The organism is Thalassobius vesicularis, from assembly GCF_004799325.1.
GTDB classification, from domain to species: Bacteria; Pseudomonadota; Alphaproteobacteria; order Rhodobacterales; family Rhodobacteraceae; genus Thalassobius; species Thalassobius vesicularis.
The window spans coordinates 402,165-419,216 of sequence record NZ_SSMD01000001.1; the positions used below are offsets into that span (position 1 = coordinate 402,165).

At 66.3% G+C, this 17,052-nt stretch carries 11 protein-coding genes; 6 read left to right on the plus strand and 5 right to left on the minus strand.

All coding sequences use genetic code 11. The annotated features are described in order from the left end of the window. Positions 1-71: 71 nt before the first annotated feature. The 4 genes from E7681_RS02045 to E7681_RS02055 all read left to right on the plus strand — a co-directional run bounded on the left by E7681_RS02045 (position 72) and on the right by E7681_RS02055 (position 3,307). On the plus strand, positions 72-1,019 hold the full coding sequence (locus tag E7681_RS02045; protein WP_136337589.1) for a LysR family transcriptional regulator: 948 nt from the start codon (positions 72-74) through the stop codon (positions 1,017-1,019). A 24-nt stretch (positions 1,020-1,043) separates the two neighbouring features. After that, on the plus strand, positions 1,044-1,772 hold the full coding sequence (locus E7681_RS02050) for a metallophosphoesterase family protein (RefSeq protein WP_136337590.1): 729 nt from the start codon (positions 1,044-1,046) through the stop codon (positions 1,770-1,772). A gap of 97 nt (positions 1,773-1,869) precedes the next feature. After that, on the plus strand, positions 1,870-2,031 hold the full coding sequence (locus E7681_RS18765; RefSeq protein ID WP_168733135.1) for a hypothetical protein: 162 nt from the start codon (positions 1,870-1,872) through the stop codon (positions 2,029-2,031). 100 nt (positions 2,032-2,131) lie between these two features. Further along, on the plus strand, positions 2,132-3,307 hold the full coding sequence (locus E7681_RS02055) for an acetyl-CoA C-acyltransferase family protein (protein ID WP_136337591.1): 1,176 nt from the start codon (positions 2,132-2,134) through the stop codon (positions 3,305-3,307). A 57-nt stretch (positions 3,308-3,364) separates the two neighbouring features. Here E7681_RS02055 and pbpC read toward each other — a convergent pair whose 3' ends face one another. Both pbpC and E7681_RS02065 read right to left on the minus strand, forming a co-directional pair. After that, positions 3,365-5,398: a penicillin-binding protein 1C gene (pbpC, locus tag E7681_RS02060; RefSeq protein ID WP_136337592.1), complete on the minus strand. Its 2,034-nt coding sequence runs from the start codon at positions 5,396-5,398 to the stop codon at positions 3,365-3,367. Then, entirely contained in the window at positions 5,395-10,827 is a 5,433-nt protein-coding gene (locus E7681_RS02065) for an alpha-2-macroglobulin family protein (RefSeq protein ID WP_136337593.1), read from the minus strand. Before E7681_RS02065 ends, pbpC begins: the two co-directional genes overlap by 4 nt. Positions 10,828-10,983: 156 nt before the next feature. Here E7681_RS02065 and E7681_RS02070 point away from each other — a divergent pair, with 156 nt between their 5' ends. Continuing rightward, complete coding sequence (locus E7681_RS02070) at positions 10,984-13,179, plus strand: response regulator (RefSeq protein ID WP_136337594.1); 2,196 nt, start codon at positions 10,984-10,986, stop codon at positions 13,177-13,179. Here E7681_RS02070 and yaaA read toward each other — a convergent pair. From yaaA to E7681_RS02085, 3 genes are all read right to left on the minus strand, one after another. Beyond that, the gene (gene yaaA, locus E7681_RS02075) at positions 13,158-13,931 is read right to left on the minus strand and encodes a peroxide stress protein YaaA (protein WP_136337595.1); all 774 of its coding nucleotides are present in this window, start codon (positions 13,929-13,931) and stop codon (positions 13,158-13,160) included. The genes E7681_RS02070 and yaaA overlap by 22 nt on opposite strands. A gap of 27 nt (positions 13,932-13,958) precedes the next feature. After that, positions 13,959-15,998 (minus strand): DNA helicase RecQ, encoded by a 2,040-nt coding sequence (gene recQ, locus E7681_RS02080; protein WP_136337596.1) that lies wholly within the window; start codon positions 15,996-15,998, stop codon positions 13,959-13,961. A 68-nt stretch (positions 15,999-16,066) separates the two neighbouring features. Continuing rightward, the gene (locus E7681_RS02085; RefSeq protein ID WP_136337597.1) at positions 16,067-16,354 is read right to left on the minus strand and encodes a YggT family protein; all 288 of its coding nucleotides are present in this window, start codon (positions 16,352-16,354) and stop codon (positions 16,067-16,069) included. 124 nt (positions 16,355-16,478) lie between these two features. Between E7681_RS02085 and E7681_RS02090 the strand changes: the two genes are divergently transcribed. Then, complete coding sequence (locus E7681_RS02090) at positions 16,479-17,015, plus strand: acyl-CoA thioesterase (protein ID WP_136337598.1); 537 nt, start codon at positions 16,479-16,481, stop codon at positions 17,013-17,015. The last annotated feature ends 37 nt before the right edge of the window (positions 17,016-17,052 follow it).

The following is a 17,052-nucleotide window of genomic DNA, read 5'->3' on the forward strand; positions in this document are numbered from 1 at the left end:
CGATACCAGAGAAGGTGGCGCGAAAAATATCATAAGATAAATAAATTGTTCTTATGATATATATTCATATCATGAATTTCAGAACCTTCGACCTGAACCTTTTGCGCGTGCTGGATGCCCTGCTGGACACCGGCAGCACCGTCGCGGCGGCCCAGCGGCTGCATATGTCCCAGCCGGCGATCTCGGCGGCGCTGGGGCGGTTGCGGCACGCGCTGAAGGACCCGCTGTTCGTGCGGCAGGGGCGGAACCTGCGGCCGACCGAGTTTGCCTCGGCGATGCAGGGGCCGCTGCGCGATCTGCTGAACCAGACCGAGGCCCTGCTGCGTGGCCCCGACGGGTTCGATGCGGCGCGGGCCGAAATGGCGTTCAAGATCTCGGGCTCGGACTATTTCGCGGAACTGCTGATGCCGCAACTGGCCGAGCATCTGGCGCGCGTGGCGCCGCTGGTGCAGGTGCAGTTGGTGAACCTGGTGCCCGACAGCTATATCGAGTCGCTGGACACGTTCGGCGTGGACGTGGCGCTGATCCCCCGGTTAGAGCTGCCGCCCTGGGCCGAGCAGGAGGTGGTGTTCCATTCCCGCTTTGCGGTGATCGCGCGGACGGGGAACCCTCGGCTGGCCCATGCCGGGCTGGTGCCGGGGGACACGGTGCCGCTGGACCTGTTTTGCGACATGGGACACGTGCTGTTTTCCCCCGATGGCAACCTGAAGGGCATGGGCGACGCGGCGCTGGCGCGGCTGGGACGGGAACGGCGGGTGGTGATGACCCTGCCGGTGTTTTCGGGGGTCTATAACGCGGTGGCGGCCAGCGATCTGATCGCTCTTTTGCCGCGCTCTCTGGCGCAGCGGATGGCGCCGCGCGTGGGGCTGGAGCTGTACGAGCCGCCGATGCAGGTGCCGATCGTGCCGCTGTGCATGGCGTGGCACCGGCGGTTCAGCCACGACCCCGCACATCAATGGCTGCGGGCGCAGTTGCGCACGATTCTGACCCCGCTGGACGACCCCGCGCCGCTGGCCTAGGGTGCCGAAAATTCAGGAGGCCGCATGACCCCGATCTACGCCGTTGGCGACATTCACGGACAGCTGGAGATGCTGGAAACCGCCCTGTCTCGGATCGAGGCGGATGGCGGTCCGGACGCCAAGATCGTCTTTGTCGGCGATCTGGTGGACCGGGGGGCTGGCAGCCGCCAGGTGATCGAGCGACTGATGCAGGGCCAGGCCGAGGGGCGCGACTGGACGGTGCTGAGCGGCAACCACGACGACCTGTTTGTCGGCTTTCTGGAACGCGGCGCGGACCATGACCCGCGCATCCTGTCGGGTGTCCCGTGGAGCGGCCCGCGCATCGGCGGCAAGGCGACGCTGGCCTCGTACGGGATGCAGGATCTGGACCGCCCGATCGAAGCCCTGCTGGAGGAGGCGCGGCAGGTGGTGCCCCCGGCTCATCTGGCGTTTCTGAAGGGTTTGCCGCTGCACCACGAGGCGGGCGCGTTGCTGTTCGTCCATGCGGGCATCCGGCCCGGGGTCGCGCTGAAGGATCAGACGCGCGATGACCAGATGTGGATCCGGGGTGATTTCCTGAACGACACCCGCGCACATCCCTGGCTTGTGGTGCACGGCCATACCGCCGTCGAGGCGCCCGAGCATCACGGCAACCGTGTCAATCTGGACAGCGGCGCGGGCTATGGCCGGCCGATCACGGCAGCGGTGTTCGAGGGACGCGAGGTCTGGACACTGGAGGCGAAGGGCCGCGCCACGCTGCTGGCGAACCCGTAAAACCTTAGGGATAAGTCACAATCCCGCCACGCGCCGCGCCGTATTTGCGCGCCCAACCGGGCGCAGCCTCAGAACATGGTTCAACGGAGGAAACGCCATGTTCTACGAGAAAATCGACCCATCCCAAGCCCAGAAACTGATGCCCGAATTCCTGCAGGGCGCGGCGGGTCTGCCCAAAAATGATGCATCCGCAGAGCCGGGCGTGCTGCGCCTTCTGCGCGAGTTGACGCAAAGTAACATTTTCACCCCGACTGAGTGAAAACGCCCCACCGTCATAGCGGCGGTGGGCCAGATTTTTCTGTCTTCGAATGGGCAGATCAGATAGCTTCCGCGTGATTTCACTCTGCGGGAGAAAGCAAATGACCGATATCGTAATTCTGGACGGTGTGCGCACGGCAATCGGCACCTTCGGTGGCTCGCTGGCGGGGGTCGCTCCGACCCAGCTGGGCGCCATCGTGACCAAGGAAGCCATGGCGCGCGCCGGGGTTGAGCCGGGTCAGATTGGCCACGTCGTCTTTGGCCACGTCATCAACACCGAGCCGCGCGATATGTACCTGTCCCGCGTCGCCGCCGTGGATGCCGGTATCCCCAACACCACCCCCGCGATGAACGTGAACCGCCTGTGCGGGTCCGGCGCGCAGGCCATCGTCTCGGCCACCCAGTCGCTGATGCTGGGCGACGCCGATTTCGCCGTTGCCGGCGGTGCCGAGAACATGTCGCGCTCGCCCTACATCGTGCCCGAGCAGCGCTGGGGCCAAAAGATGGGCGACGTCCGCACCATCGACATGATGCTGGGCGCGCTGAACTGCCCGTTCGGCACCGGCCACATGGGCATCACCGCAGAAAACGTCGCGTGCGAGCATAACGTCACCCGCGAACAGATGGATGCCTTTGCCGCTGAATCGCAGCGCCGTGCGCTGGCCGCGATTGCCGAAGGCCATTTCGCCAGCCAGATCGTGCCGGTCGAAGTGAAGGTCAAGCGCGACATGGTCGCCTTTGCCACCGACGAACACGCCAAGGCCACCACCGTGGAAACCCTGGCTGGTCTGCGCCCCGCGTTCAAGAAGGACGGCTCGGTCACCGCAGGGAACGCCTCGGGCCTGAACGACGGTGCTGCCGCGCTGGTTCTGGCGCGCGCGGATGCCGCTGAAAAGGCCGGGCTGAAGCCCAAGGCCCGCGTGATCGGCTACGCCCATGCCGGCGTCCGCCCCGAGGTGATGGGCATCGGCCCGGTCCCCGCCGTGGAAAACCTGATGGCCAAGACCGGCCTGAAGATCAGCGATTTCGACGTGATCGAATCGAACGAAGCCTTCGCCGCACAGGCGATTGCCGTGAACAACGGTCTGGGTCTGGACACCGCCAAGGTAAACCCGAACGGCGGCGCGATTGCCCTGGGTCACCCGATCGGCGCCACCGGCGCGCTGATCACCGTGAAGGCCCTGTACGAGCTGGAGCGGATCGGCGGCAAGAAGGCCCTGATCACCATGTGCATCGGCGGCGGTCAGGGTATCGCCATCGCGATCGAGCGCATCTAATCCATACGCTAACGTATGCAAAAAGGGCGGGATTTTCCCCGCCCTTTTTCGTTGGCCTCAGTCGACGCGGATATTCACCCGGTCCGACCGCCCCTGCGCGTCGATCACCGACAGGGTGACAAAGCCCTTGCCCATCGCGGGCAGCATCACCTCTCGGTCGCGGCCGCCGGTCAGAATGGGTTGGCCGTTGGCAAGGAGGGTAAATGGCGGGCGGCCATCGCGGAGTTTGACGACCAGCCCGTGCGAGTCCAGCGGCAGGCGCGCGCCATCCGGCGGGAAGGCCAGTTTCGGCGCGTCGGCATCGGGCAGGAACGCGGCGTCTCGGCCCCGGAACCGGCGCAGGGGTTGCGGCAACAGCGAGGCGGTGACCAGCAGGGTTTCGGGCGGCGGGGGCGGCAGCGGGTCCAGCTGGGGTTTGAGGCGCTGAAACGCCTCGAACAGGACGGGGGCGGCGACGTCTCCGCCGAAGGCGCCGGGTACGGGGGTGCCATCGGGGCGGCCGATCCAGACGCCAATCACATGGGTGCCGTCAAAGCCGATCGCCCAGGCATCGCGGTGCCCGTAAGAGGTGCCGGTCTTGTAGGCCAGCCGGTTCGCGGGCGCGCCGGGGGGCGGGGTCATTCCGGACAGGATATAGCCGACCTGCCACGCCGCCGAGCGGCTGACAAAGCGCGCGCCGGGTTGCGCCGCGCCGGTTTCGTGCAGCGCGACGGCCTGCCCGCCATTGGCCAGACCGGCGTAAAGCTGGACCAGATCGCGCAGGGTGACGCCGACTCCGCCCAAAGCAACGGCAAGGCCGGGTTTCCCGCCGGGGATCACCGGCTGCGCACCGGACTGGCGCAGCGCGGACATCAGGCGCAGGGGGCCCAGCTGGTCGGTCAGCAGCACGACGGGGATGTTCAGCGACTGGCGCAGGGCGTCGGCGACCTTGATCTGGCCACGGAACTGGCCGTCAAAGTTTTGCGGAGCGTAGCGGCCAAAGCTGACGGGGCGGTCGTCGATCAGGGTTTCGGGATGCGCCAGCCCTTGGTCGAAGGCCATCGCGTAGACCAGCGGCTTCAGCGTGGACCCCGGCGAGCGCAGCGCCGTGGTCATGTCGATAAAGCCCTGCCCCTGCCCCGGTGCGTAGCCAGCCGAGCCGACGGAGGCGAGGATCTCTCCGTCCTCGATCCGGGCGGCGAGGAGGGCGATGGACAGCTCCCCTCGTTTGCCGCGCAGGGCGTCGGTGGCCAGCGCCTCGAGCTGGGATTGCAGGATGGAGTCCAGCGTCAGGTCGTGGCGCTGCCGGTCGGGGGCGGCGGAGATCATGCGGTCGGCGACGTGCGGAGCCAGCGAGGGGAACGGCTGGCGCGCGGTGGGGACCGGGTCAAGACGGGCGGCTTGCAGGTTCTCGGCGGTCAGAACGCCGGCCTCTTGCATCCGTTGCAACACGCGTTCGCGGGCGTCGGCGGCGCTGTTGCCGGGGCGGTCGGGGCGGCGCGCCTCGGGCGCTTGCGGCAGGGCGACCAGCAGGGCGGCCTCGGCCGGGGTCAGGCGGGTGGGTTCCTTGCCGAACCAGGCCAGCGTGGCGGCGCGGATGCCTTCGATATTGCCGCCATAGGGGGCCAGCGACAGGTACAGGTTCAGGATCTGCGCCTTGGTCAGGTGCCGTTCCAGCGCGAGGGCGACGCGCAACTGGCGGAGCTTGCCGCGCCATTGCCCGGTGGGGCCGTTTTCCAGCAGGCGGGCCACCTGCATGGTCAGGGTCGAGCCGCCCGAGACAACGCGCCCGTTCAGAACAGCCTGCCCGGTGGCGCGCAGCAGGGCCAGCGCATCGACGCCGGAATGGTCGTAGAAACGCCCGTCCTCGTAGGCCAGCAGCATCCGGATGAAGCGCGGATCGACCTGATCTGCGCTGACCGGCAAGCGCCACCGACCATCCGCTACCGTATAGGCGCGCAGCAGGATGCCGTTGCGGTCGCGCACCTCGGTCGAGTGTTCGACGACCGTCACGGGCAGATCGGTGCGCGCCACCCAGTCATCGACCGCATCGCGCGCGGCGGCCCCGGCCCACAGGGCCAGGACCAGCGCGAAGGGGGCCAGCCGTGTCATTCTGCGATGGTCACGCTGCCCGACGAGGTGTTGGCCGCGTATTGCGGACGGTACATGTCCTCGACGGTGGCGGCGGGCTGGTGGAACGTGCCGGGGCTGATCGCGCGGACGATATAGGCCAGCTGGAACGGCTTGTCCGTGCGCCAGTCGACGGCTGCGATGAAGCGGTCATCGCGGAACTCGGCCATCTCGGTGTTGGCCGGGTCCAGCCAGTCCAGCGCGCGCACATCGCCCGAGCGCAACAGCGACGGGTTGTCGATCTCAAGCCCCGCAGGCAGCGGGTCGTTGACCATCAGTCGCGCGCCGCCCTTTTCGAACGGGGTCACCGTCAGCACCGCGACCAGACGCTCGCCGGTCTTGACCGAGGCCAGATCGCGCGGTTGCCCTTCGGTGGTGAAGTAGGCCCGTTCGATGCGGTAGCCGTAGCCGCCCGCAGTAACGTCATGATCGGGCACGCCGGTGGTTGTCAGCGTGATTTGCACCGGGTTGGCACGGGTGTTGCGGATCGCGGCGGGCTGGACAGACAGGTTATCCTGCAGCATCCGGACCAGCGGACCCGAGGCCGGGGTGCCGTCGATCTCGATCCCGGAAACGCCGGGGTCCTGCACCATCGCGTGCGCGGCCATCAGCGCCCAAGCGCTTTCCTGGGTCGAGAGCGTGCGGTTGGTCTGCGCGATGCGGCCGGCCAGCGCCGAGGCGTCGATGGCAGAGGAGCCAGCCTCGACCGCGAGGGCCAGAACGGCGGCGGTATCCCGCAGGTTCGAGCCGTAGTCAGCGCGCCAGACGGCGGCGCTGTTGCCTTCTTCGGGCTGGATCATGCGGGCGGCGCGGGTGAACATCGCGTCGGCGCGTGTCTGATCGCCGTACATGGCCAGCGCGGCAGCGACCTGAGCGGCGGCCATTGGGGTGCTGAACGCGTCGCCCTTCACGTCGGCGTAGTAGCGCAGGTCGCTCATCGAGGCGGCCCCTTCGCGGGCCAGAACCATCAGCGCATAGGCCAGTGCATCGCCGCCGTAATCGAAATCGGCGGAATAATTCAGCTGGTTGCGCAGATTGTCTAGCGCGATGCGGAAGGCAAGGTCCGGCACCGGATACCCGGCGGCGCGGGCGCGGGACAGGAAATCCGTGACATAGGCATCCAGCCAGAAATCACCGGACGACGCGCTCCACAGCCCGAAGGCACCGTTGGAGCCCTGACGGGTCAGCACGCGTTCCACCGCCTGATTGATGCGCTTGTCGATGTCGATGACCCCACCCAGCCCCATCGCCTGCGCGACCGAGGACAGGTAGAGCAGCGGCATCGCGGTGCTGGTGACTTGCTCGGTGCAGCCATAGGGGTAGCGGTCGAGCGAGGCCAGCAGTGCGGGCGCGTTCAGCTGGGCCAGCGGCCCAGCGGTGAAGGTGGCCAGACCAGTGCCGCTGCGCAGCCCGGCAAAGACGTTGGTGTCGAGGGTGAAAGTCTTGCCTGCGGCCAGCTCGAACCGGCGGGTGGTGGAAATCGCCGGGTCGTTCTGACGGATCGGGACGGTCAGCTGTTTGACCAACTGCTTGCCATCCGGCGTGGTCAGGGCGATGCGGATCGTGTGATCGCCCACTTCGCCCGCGGTGACGGGCAACCGCAGCACGGTCTTGCCATGCTCGGCCAGGTCCAGGCCCGAGGGCGGCGGCGCGCTGAGGGTCAGGCCATCGGCGGTGACGTCCAGACCCATGCGGCCTGCGGGGCCGGTGGCGTGGACAATCTCCAACATCAGGCGCGAGGTGTCGCCGGGGGCGAGGAAACGCGGCAGGCTGGCGGTGACGACCACGGGATCGCGCACCAGCACATCGGCTTGGGCCTGGCCGACGGCGGTGTCGGACCACGCCACGGCCATCAGGCGGACGGTGCCGTTGAAGGCGGGCAGGTCAAAGGCGACCTGCGCCCGGCCATCGGGGCCGACCTGAACGGGGCCGCTGAAATAGGCGACCAGCTCCTCGGTCGGCGGAGGCGACTGGAAGCGCGCCCCGTTACCGGCGTCACCGCCCGAGCGCACCAGCCCCATCGCGCCGTTCATGCCGTCGATCAGGCGGCCATAGACGTCGCGGATCTCGACGCCCAGACGGCGCTGCCCGAAGTAATGAGCGGACGGATCAGGGGATTTGAAGCCGGTCAGGTTCAGGATACCCACATCGACGGCGGCCACGGTGACATAGGCGGTGTCGCCTGCGGCCACGCCCTCGACCTTGACCGCGGCAGAAAGGGTGCCGCGCGGGTCGGCCTGTTCGGGGGCCTCAACCGTCACGGACAGCTGTTTCGCGCCGGGGTCGATCTTGGCGTAGGACAGGCCCAGCGCGCGGGCGGGGTTATGGCCTGCGGCCACGTCCATCGGCCGGATGACCGAGGCGGTGACATAGGCGCCGGCGCCCCATTCCTCGGTGACCTCAAGCGGGATCAGGTTCTCGCCCTCGGTGACCTCGACGGTTTTCATGGCGATCACGCGGTTGGACATCACGGTGACCAGCGCGGTGCCCGCATAGCGCGGCACGATGCGCAGGGTCGCGGTGTCGCCGGAGTGATAGCCGGGCTGATCCAGCGACAGCTCCAGCGTGTCGGGGGTGGTGGTGACATCGGCGGGGGCGTACCAACCGGCGTAGAACTCGGTCGCGGCCGAGACGCTGTCATCCTCGGTGCTTTCGACGATCAGCTCGTAACGCCCCCACTGCACGGGGGCGGTCACGGTCAGCGGGTCGGTGCCCAGCGTGACCTCGCCCGAGGCGACGCGGGACCGGGTGGTGATCGGTTCCCAGTTCCAGCTGCCCCATTCCTGATACCACTGATAGCGCGTCTCGACCCGGTTCACCGTCCAGCGCACGGGCATGGCGGCGGGGGCCAGGGAGGCGTCCAGCGCCATCAGTTGCAGCGCGGCCTCGGTCCCTTCGGGGAGGACATCGTTGAACAGCGGCTTGATCCCGATCAGCGGCTTTTCGGGGGCCAAGATGCGCTGGATTTCGCGCTGCACCGGACGGCCCGAGCCTTCGTACATGTTGACGACGATGCGGGCGGTCATCGGGCCGTAGGTGTCCTCGATCATGTCGGACATGATGGGCAAGGTGGTGACGCCATCGGCATCGGTGTCCTCGGCGCTCAGGTACTGGGTGCGCGCGGTGAAGGGCCGGTCATAGCGGCCAAAGCGGTAGCCGGGAAAGGTGTCGAGGCTGCGGGCCTCGCTGAGCAGGATCATCCCATCGGCCTTGAGCCCGGCCCCGGGGGCGCCGAACAGGTAACGGGCGGTGATCTTCATCTCGGGCATGTCGGCAAGGCGCAGGGTGCCTTCGGGCAGGTCCATGGCAAAGTCGATCCGTTCGGGCAGGAAGTCCTCGACCAGGAATTTCGCGGTGGCCAGCGGGGCGGCGTTGACGTCGGCCTTGATGTCCACCTTCCACGTGCCGCGCGGCGCGGTCGAGCCGATGGGCATTTGCAGCACATGGCCGCCCTGCGCATCCTGAACCGAGAGGTGGCGGGCATATTCAACGCCGTCCGGGCGGGTCAGGATCGCGGTGATCGGCAGGTCGGTCAGGGCATGGGCCAGCCCGTCGCGGGTCAGCACGGTCATGTAGACGGTTTCACCAGCGCGGTAAGCACCACGGTCGGTGGCGGCGAACACGTCGATGGGCGGGGCCGGTTCGCGGCCCTCGACGCCACGGTCGGACAGATCGAACGCCGGGTCCTTCAGCGACAGGAAGGCGATGTCCTGATCGCCTTTCTCGACCACCAGCAGCGCGGGTGCGGCACCCGAGGTGCCACGGATCAGCCCTGCCTCGAACTGGGCGTGGCCGTTTTCGTCGGTGGTGGTGGTGCCCAGCACGCGGTTGGCGTTGGACAACAGGGTCACGGTCAGGCCGGGTTCCGCCCCGGCATTCGCCAGCGAACGGACAAAGACGTGCATCCCGTCGGTGCCGGACAGGCTGCTGACGCCCAGATCGGACAGCACGAACCATTGCGTCGCGGCGGGGTGATCGTAGGGATCAGTGCCCGGAATACTGGCCGACAGGGCATAGATGCCGGCGGGCAGGTCCTGGATCATCTCGCCGATGGGCAGGCGGGTGGTCATGTCGCGGTTCATCTCTTCGGCGACGTCGCCGGTGCCGGACCAGACCTCTTCGGCGATGTTGTCGGCGAAATCCTCGTCCTCCCAATACGAAAGCGGGCGGCCGAAATAGCTTTCCTGGATGGCGCGCAGCAGGTTGCGGTCGCTGACCCGGCGCAGTTTCAGATCAACGCGGGACAGGTTGACCGTTTCGATGGGCAGCGCTGCGTCGGCGGTGCGGGGCAGCACATAGCCACGGCCGGGGAACGTAACCGCGGGGCTGCGGTCGCGGACATAGACCGTCAGGTCGATGTCCTTGGCCATCTGCTCGCCGCTGGCGGCGGGCAGGCCCTGGCGGAAAGTGATGCGGTAGCGGCTACCATGCTCGACCCCCTCGACACAGACCGAGGTGTCGTTTGCGACCACGTTCAGACCTGCCGACGGCAGGCGCACATAGGTCGAATAATCGACGCCGCTGGTGACCAGCGACTCGGAGAATTCGGCACAGATGCGCGGGGCGGCCAGATCGCTTTCGACCTTGTGTTCAACGACGCGGAACCCGTATTTGCCGATCGCCCCGTCCAGCGCATCCGAGATGTCCTGGCGATTGGGCTGCAGGTCCAGCGCCAGTCGCAGCGCGGGGATCATCTGACGGCCACGGTCGGTGCGCTCCATCCCTTCGGCCATGATTTGCAGCGCGGTGACCTGCTGGGCGGCGTTTTCCGCACGCAGGTAGGCGTTGATCGCGGCCAACCGTCCCCGGTTCGAATACTTGCTACGCTCGGAGTTGTTCGCGGGCTCGATTGTCAGGTTCAGACGGGCGTATTCGGCCCACAAATCGCCTCGGTCCAGATGGCTGAGGGCCGCCCCGGTCCAGCGCATCGCGTTCAGCCAGTCTTGCTCTTTCAGGCGCTCTTGGGCAGCGGTCAGCAGATCCTTTGGAACGTATTGGCCCGACGGGTGGGTGCCGCCAATGTCACGCGCCAGATCGCGGGCGGCACGCATATCGTATTCGTTGATGAAGACCAGATCGGGGGCGCGTTTCGCCGCCAGATCCTTGACCGATTGCGAGGTGTCCACCACCTCGGCCGACCATGCGCCATCGTATGGTTTGCGTTCCGAGACCGAGGATTTCGCAAAGCAGGCCTTTGACTTGCCGTTATATGTGAAGGCGCGGCAGCTTGCGTCGGACAGGCACAGGTTCATACACGCCTGATAGGTCGTGTCGAACAGCGAGCCCAGATCCGCCCCGTAGAAATCCACGTTGCTGGTTACGATCAGGCGTTTTTCCGGCACCTCGTCCGCCGCGAAAGCCGGAGCCATGCCAAGGGTGGCCGCAACGGCGGCCATAAGAAAACGACGCATCAAAGATCTCCTTCAACAATGCCGGGATCGTGGCACGGGGCCGTTCGCAAAATCAATGATTCAGACGCTCAACTGTCTTCACGTTTTTAAGCGGATGTTCACCATCGGCGGACCAATCTCGGGCCCAGCGATTCTGCAATGACCGGGAACCCTGAGATGAGTCTTGCCCAGAAACTGGCCGAGGAAAGGCGCGCCCGCTTGGCCGCCGAACGGCTGTTGGAGCTGAAGCAAGCCGAACTCTTTGCCGCCAACCAGACGCTGGGCCGTCATGCCCGCGCCCTGTCCGAAGAGATCGTGGAAACCCGCGCGCAGGTCGAATCCATCCGGAACGAGGCGCAGCAGGTACGCTCGGACCTGACGGTGGCGCACCAGAAGGTCGAGATCGCCGAGCGGCGCCTGTGGCACTCGATCGAGACGATCCAGGACGGGTTCGCGTTTTTCGACGTGGACAGCCACCTGATCGCCGCGAACCACGCCTACCTGGCGGTTTTCGACGGGCTGGAGGAGATCGCCCCGGGCGTATCTTACGCCCGCATCCTGCAGCTGATGACCGAGGAAGGCATCGTCAACATCGGCGACTACGCCCCGGCCAACTGGCGCGCGATGATGCAGAAACGCTGGGAAACGCCGTCGCCGCCGCCGATCGTGGTGCGGCTGTGGAACGACACCTACATCAAGCTGATCGACCAACGCGGCCACGGCGGCGACGTGGTCAGCCTGGCGCTGGATATCACCGAAACCGTCCGATACGAGAAAGAGCTGAAAGAGGCGCGCGCCAAGGCCGAGGCCGCCAGCCGCGCCAAATCCGCCTTTCTGGCCAATATGAGCCACGAAATCCGCACCCCCATGAACGGGGTCGTCGGCATGGCCGAGCTGCTGTCCGACACGCCGCTGTCGCAGGAACAGCAGCTATATGTGCAGACCATCAAATCCTCGGGCGAGGCGCTGCTGGTCATCATCAACGACGTGCTGGACTACTCGAAGATCGAGGCCAAGAAGCTGGAGCTGCACCCCGAGCCCTTCGATCTGGAACGGTGCATCCACGAGATCGTCATGCTGCTGCAGCCGCTGGCGCGGGACAAGAACATCGACCTGCTGGTGGATTACGACCTGTTCCTGCCCACCATGTTCATCGGCGATCCGGGCCGCATCCGGCAGGTTCTGACCAACCTTCTGGGCAACGCGGTGAAGTTCACGCAAGAGGGCCACGTGCTGGTTCGGGTGGTCGGCGTGCAACCCGGTGAAAGCCTGGACACCCATGTCCACGTCACGATCGAGGACACCGGCATCGGCATTCCCGCCGACAAGGTCGAGCACATTTTTGGCGAGTTCAACCAGGTCGAGGACGAGCGGAACCGCAAGTTCGAAGGCACCGGGCTGGGGCTGGCGATCACGCAGCGCCTGATCGACCTGATGCAGGGCAGCATCTGGGTGGACAGCGAAGAGGGGGTCGGCTCTGCCTTTGGGTTCCGGATCACTCTGCCTGCGACTGATGCCATCGACGCGGCGCCGGTACTGCCGGAAAAACTGAAAAAGGCGATGGTAGTCGACGACCTGTCGGTGAACCGCGAAATCCTGGCCAAGCAGATGGCGATCCTTGGGATTGAGACGCAGGTTTGCGCCAGCGGGGCAGAGGCGCTGGACATGCTGGACGACAGTTTCGACGTGGTGCTGACTGATCACAACATGCCCGAAATGGACGGGATCGAGCTGTCCCGTGCCATCCGCGACCGCGGCAGTCAGGTGCCGATCCTGCTGTTCAGCTCGAACTCGACCTATGCCGAGATGAACCGCGGCCGCGCTTTTGTGCAGGCGATCATGCAAAAGCCGATCCCGCGCCGCGACCTGTTCGCCCGCCTGCAGGCGCTGGGGGCCGACATCGACGCGCCTGACCCCGAGAAAACCAGCGCCGCCCCACCCACCGACGCGCGCCTGATGCGGGTTCTGGCGGCCGAGGATAACCGGACGAACCAGCTGGTATTCCGCAAGATGGTCAAGGACGCGCGGATCGACCTGTCCTTTGCCAATGACGGGGCCGAGGCGCTGGCGCTGTACCAATCAATGAAACCGGACGTAGTGTTCATGGACATCTCGATGCCCGGCATGGACGGCAAGGAAGCCACGCGGAAGATACGCGAGTTGGAGGCCGACAGCGGCGGCCACGTGCCGATCATCGCGATGACCGCCCACGCGATGGAGGGGGACGGCGAAGGTATCCTGGCGGCTGGTCTGGATTTCTACCTGACCAAACCCCTGCGCAAATCCGCGATTCTGGAGGCGCTGGTCCGTCACCGGCCGCCCGCCGCACAGGCACCGGTGAGCGAGGCGGATCAGGCGGCCTCGGCCACCTGAGCGCTGCGGATGAAGACGGGGCGGTCGGGCTCCGACATCTCGGGGCTGTAGCGATAGCCGCCGGTGTCGAACTCGGTCAGGGCGGCGGGGTCGGTCAGGCGGCGCTGGATGATGTAGCGTGCCATCGCGCCGCGTGCGCGTTTCGCGTAGAAGCTGACGATCTTCGGGCCGCCGGGCTTTTCCTCCATGAAGACGGGGGAAATGACGCGCAACGACAGCGCCTTGGTGTCGACCGCGCCGAAATATTCCTGGCTGGCGCAGTTGACCAGCACGTCGGTGCCCAGCTGTTCGGCCTGCGCGTTCAGCGCCTGTGCGATGTCGGTGCCCCAGAAGTCATAAAGCGTTTTGCCGCGCGGGTTTTTCAGGCGGCTGCCCATTTCCAGCCGGTAGGGGCGGATGGCGTCCAGCGGGCGCAGCAGGCCGTAAAGCCCAGACAGGATGCGGAAATGGCTTTGGGCCCAGTCCATCTCGTCTGGTTCGAGCGAACCCGCCTCAAGGCCCACATAGGTATCGCCGGCAAAGGCCAGCGCGGCGGGTTTGCTGTCCAGCGTGTCGAAATCGCGGAACCGCTCGTAGTTCAGCTTGGCCAGCGCATCGCTGATATGCATCAGCTTTTGCAGATCGCCCGTCGACAGATCCCGCGCGACCTGGACCAGTTCGGCGGCCTTTGCCTGGAATTGCGGTTTGGTCGGCGTCAGGCCGGTCACCGGGGTGGTGTCGATCTTTTTGGCGGGGGATACGACGATCAGCATGGTGGCTCCTGTTGGTTTAGAACAGTTCTAACCGGCTTCGCGCAGAACGTCCAGAAAGGCCGCGCCAAAGCGTTCGGCCCGCCGGTCGCCAAGGATACGCACCATCGCGGCATCGTCCTGCGGGCGGGTCTGCGCGATCTTGGCCAAGAGCGAGGCCGAACAGCTGAGTGGTTTGTCCAGCCCGTCCTCGCCACGCGACAGATCGGCCTGCACCTCGAGCAGTCGGTCATAAAGGCTGCCTGCCTCGCGCCCGGCCAGTTTGCGACGCTGGGGGTGGACGGCCTCGGCCGCGCCAGTGATCACCTCAAGGAAAGTGTCGCCGTAGCGTTCCAGTTTTTTCGCGCCAACGCCGCTGACGCCCGCCATCTGGTCCAGCGTGGTGGGGCGGCGCTCGGCCATCTCGATCAGGGTGCGGTCGTTGAAGATGACGTAGGCGGGGACGTTCGCGGCCTCGGCCAGCGCGCGGCGTTTGGCCTTGAGCGCAGAGAGCAACGGCGCGTCCTCGTCCGAGACCAGCGCCTTGACGGCGGGGCGGCGGGGCGCGTCGCGGATGGTGTCGCGGCGCAGGTCGATCTGGGCCTCGCCGCGCAGGATCGGGCGGGCGGCCTCGGTCATTTGCAGCGCGCCGTGGCGGTCGGGGTTGGGGCGGATCAGGTCGTGCCCCATCATCTGCCGGAAAATCGCCTGCCACTGGCGTTTGTCATACTCGCGTCCGACGCCAAAGGTGGGCAGCGTGTCGTGCCCTTTCTCGCGGATGCGGTCGGTCAGGTTGCCCAGCAGGATGTCGATCAGGTGGCCCGAGCCGTACCATTCCTCGGTCCGCAGGATGGCGGACAGGGCCATGCGGACGGGCTGCGTGCCGTCGAAGATTTCGGGCGGAGAGTCGCACAGATCGCAGTTGCCGCACTTCACCTCGGTTTCCCCGAAGTAGCGCAGCAGGGTGGCGCGCCGACAGTGCAGAGCCTCGGCCAGACCCAGCAGGGCGTTCAGGCGGGCGTGATCGGCAGAGCGGCGTTCGGGCGGGGCGAGCCCCTCGTCGATTTGGGCGCGGCGCAGGCGGATGTCATCGGGGCCGAACAGGGTCAGGGTTTCGGCGGGGGCGCCGTCACGACCCGCGCGGCCGATTTCCTGGTAATACGCCTCGATGGATTTGGGCAGGTCGGCGTGGGCGACCCAGCGGATGTCGGGCTTGTCGATGCCCATCCCGAAGGCGACCGTGGCGACGACGATCAGGCCGTCCTCGCGCTGGAAGCGGGTTTCGGTGTGGCGACGGTCGTCGGCCTCCATCCCGCCGTGATAGTGGCAGGCGGCATGGCCAGCCTCGCGCAGGGCCTGGGCCAGCGCCTCGGTCTTGGCGCGGGTGCCGCAATAGACGATGCCGGACTGGCCTTTGCGGGCGGCGGCGAAGCTCAGGATCTGCTGGCGCGGGTTGTTTTTCGCGGCAAAGGCCAGGTGGATGTTGGGCCGGTCAAACCCGCGCAGGAAGGTTTGCGGCGGTTGGCCGTCGAACAGACGCTCGACAATCTCGGCGCGGGTTTCGGCGTCGGCGGTGGCGGTGAAGGCCGCCAGAGGCACATTCAGCGCGCGGCGCAATTCGCCGATCCGCAGGTAGTCGGGACGGAAATCGTGGCCCCATTGGCTAACGCAATGCGCCTCGTCCACGGCGATCAGGTTCACGCCGATGCGGCGCAGCATCCCGAGGGAGGACCCGGCGGACAGGCGTTCGGGCGCGATGTAGAGCAGCTTCAGCCGGCCGGCCTCCAGCGCCTCCCACACGGCATCGGTTTCCTCAGGCGTGTTGCCGCTGGTCAGTGCGCCGGCCTCGACCCCCGCTTCGCGCAGGGCGCGGACCTGATCGCGCATCAACGCAATCAACGGGGAAATCACGACCGTCACCCCGTCACGCAGCAGCGCGGGCAGCTGGAAACACAGGGATTTGCCCCCGCCCGTCGGCATGATCGCCAGCACGTTCTGCCCGGCGGCGACCGCTTGCACGACGTCATCCTGGCCGTCGCGAAAGGCGTCGAATCCGAATACGTCCTTCAGGATGGTCTGCGCGGGGGACATGGGCCTGTTTTCTATATCTGCTCAGGCCCAAGTTTTCCCACACTACGGGTAGTGGGGCAAGGGCGCGATCAGTAGAACAGCGCCATATTGTTCACCAGAATGATGCGCAGCATGATGATGCCAAGGATCACCACCAGCGGCGCCAGATCCAGCCCGCCCATCGAAGGCAGCACGCGGCGGATCGGGCCGTAGAGCGGCTCTAGCAGCCGGTTCAGGCCGTACCAGATCTGCGCGACGAATTGCTGACGCAGGTTCAACACCTGAAAGCTGATCAGCCAGCTCATGATGACATGGGCCAGGATCACGTACCAGACCAGGTCCAGCAGCAGCATCAGGATTTGAAACAGTGACATCATGGGGCAATTCTCCGTCTTTGCCCAACAGGTAAGCATCCGCGACGCAAAGGGCAAGCGTTTGACGCCCGGTTCGGGTTGACGGCGTTTCGCAGTTGCAGCATCTGGCAGGGAAAGGAGTCCGCCCATGTACCCCGTCCTGCGCTTTACCAAGGAATTCATCAAATTCCGCAACGCCCCGGCGCTGCCCTTTGACGGCACGCATGTGTCGCATCACATGTGCCTGCCCTGGGACATCGACCTGTGGATGGAGCTGAACAACGGCCGGACGCTGACCCTGTACGATCTGGGCCGGATGATCCTGGCCAAACGCGCGGGCCTGCTGGGCGCGATGAAGCGCAACCGCTGGGGCATGACGATGGCCGGGGCCTGCGTCCGCTATCGCCGCCGCATCCGGGTGTTCGAGGTGATCGAGATGCGCTCGCGCGCGGTGTGCTGGGACAACCGCTTCATCTATATCGAGCAGTCGATGTGGAAATCCGACGGCGAATGCGCCAACCATATCGTCTACCGAACCGCCGTCACGGACCGGAACGGGATCGTCGCGCCCGAGACGGTGATCCGCGACATCATGGTCACCGTCCCCGAGGTCAAAACCCCCGAATGGATCGCCACCTGGATCGCTGCCGAGGGTCAGCGCCCTTGGCCGCCGATGCAGGATTGACTTGCCAGCGTTACATTTAGCCTGCCATAACCTTGAT

What these genes read in the sequence shown, in the direction of transcription:
- E7681_RS02055 (WP_136337591.1), top strand. Translation starts at nt 2,132, where the DNA reads ATGACCGATATCGTAATTCTGGACGGTGTGCGCACGGCAATCGGCACC.
- recQ (WP_136337596.1), bottom strand. Translation starts at nt 15,998, where the DNA reads ATGTCCCCCGCGCAGACCATCCTGAAGGACGTATTCGGATTCGACGCC.
- E7681_RS18765 (WP_168733135.1), top strand. Translation starts at nt 1,870, where the DNA reads ATGTTCTACGAGAAAATCGACCCATCCCAAGCCCAGAAACTGATGCCC.
- E7681_RS02065 (WP_136337593.1), bottom strand. Translation starts at nt 10,827, where the DNA reads ATGCGTCGTTTTCTTATGGCCGCCGTTGCGGCCACCCTTGGCATGGCT.
- E7681_RS02085 (WP_136337597.1), bottom strand. Translation starts at nt 16,354, where the DNA reads ATGATGTCACTGTTTCAAATCCTGATGCTGCTGCTGGACCTGGTCTGG.
- pbpC (WP_136337592.1), bottom strand. Translation starts at nt 5,398, where the DNA reads ATGACACGGCTGGCCCCCTTCGCGCTGGTCCTGGCCCTGTGGGCCGGG.
- E7681_RS02045 (WP_136337589.1), top strand. Translation starts at nt 72, where the DNA reads ATGAATTTCAGAACCTTCGACCTGAACCTTTTGCGCGTGCTGGATGCC.
- E7681_RS02070 (WP_136337594.1), top strand. Translation starts at nt 10,984, where the DNA reads ATGAGTCTTGCCCAGAAACTGGCCGAGGAAAGGCGCGCCCGCTTGGCC.
- E7681_RS02090 (WP_136337598.1), top strand. Translation starts at nt 16,479, where the DNA reads ATGTACCCCGTCCTGCGCTTTACCAAGGAATTCATCAAATTCCGCAAC.
- yaaA (WP_136337595.1), bottom strand. Translation starts at nt 13,931, where the DNA reads ATGCTGATCGTCGTATCCCCCGCCAAAAAGATCGACACCACCCCGGTG.
- E7681_RS02050 (WP_136337590.1), top strand. Translation starts at nt 1,044, where the DNA reads ATGACCCCGATCTACGCCGTTGGCGACATTCACGGACAGCTGGAGATG.